This window comes from Natrinema soli (assembly GCF_028618695.1).
Genome location: NZ_JAQIVI010000392.1, coordinates 1 through 1,229 on the forward strand (window position 1 = coordinate 1; position 1,229 = coordinate 1,229).

2 pseudogenes are annotated in these 1,229 nt (G+C 57.9%); one reads left to right on the top strand and one right to left on the bottom strand.

The annotated features are described in order from the left end of the window. Window positions 1-426, top strand: a pseudogene (locus tag PGX04_RS21815) (PQQ-binding-like beta-propeller repeat protein); the annotation flags it as partial. Between the two features lie 430 nt (window positions 427-856). On the opposite strand, the pseudogene PGX04_RS21820 reads toward PGX04_RS21815, so the two are convergent. Continuing rightward, window positions 857-1,229 (bottom strand): annotated as a pseudogene (locus PGX04_RS21820) (mechanosensitive ion channel family protein); the annotation flags it as partial.

Genomic DNA, 1,229 nt, shown 5'->3' on the forward strand with positions numbered 1-1,229 from the left:
ACCGACACGGACGACCAGTCCGACGAGAGCGACGAGAACGACGACACGGACGGCGGAAACGACGAGGGAGACGGATCCGACGAGGGAGACGATCAGCAGGACGGCGACGACGACGGCGACACGGGGGAAAACGGCAGCGACGACGGCGGGTCCAGTGGCGACGACGGAGAGTCTGGTAGTGACGATAGCGGATCCAGTGGCGACGACGGAGAGTCTGTCGATACCGATGACGGCGATGTCGGGAACGGAAACGCCGGAAATGGAGACGGAGGAAACGAGACGGACACCGAGAACAACAGTGACGCCGACATTGTGCCCGGCTTTACGACTGGTGCCAGTCTTCTCGGCGGGGCGCTCGGCCTCGAGTGGCTGCGCCGGAAGGCCGGCGTCGACGAATCGACCAGCGTGAACGAACCGTCCGAGTAGGGGTACCCAAGTCGGGCTAATTCGGGCGAGATCACTGCACAACGTCTCGGAGTCCTCGCCTTGCCGATTACGTTTTCACCGTGTTCGACGCATCCAGATATTCTGTATCCTGTCCTCGGAATTTTGTTTACGAAACACACAAAATGGCTCTGTTACTGTCCGTGAGCCTAAGACATTCCGTGGCACCAGCAAACGTCTCGACATCAATGGAAAGAGCAAGCATCTCAGAAATCATTTTTCACTTTTATCACCAAGTCAGAAAAGTACGTTACCTATGACTGCTAAACGAGTCGTTCTTGTTATAATCCTCAACTTATATATGGGTTCAAAAAACACAATTGGGATTCTCTACCGAATCCAAACATCAGAAACACGTGGAGGGGGTAGGTGTAGAAGCGACGCCCTACCGAGCCGTCCGCGGGGCGCAGTGTCAGTCGTCAGCGGTCGTCTTGATTTTACTGGCGTTCGTGACCTCGATGTCCCCGGAGAGTTCGGTGTTGGGATACGGCATATCGAGCCCCTCAGCATCGAAGCGCTCCTTGACGGCCTCGACGAACCGTGCGCGGACCGCCCCGTAGCTGCTTTCCTCGGGGTTCATCCAGATCCGTCCCGAGAGCACCACAGCCGAGTCGCCCAGTTCCGTGACCGGAGCGGTCGGTTCGGGGTCGTCGAGCACGCCCTCGATGCGCGACCCTTCATCGATGATCGCATCGCGTGCCTGTTCAATGCTGTCCTCATAGCCGATGCCGAACCCGACCGATACCCGACGCTCGTCGTTCGCTTCGTTGTTTACTAGGGCTGCA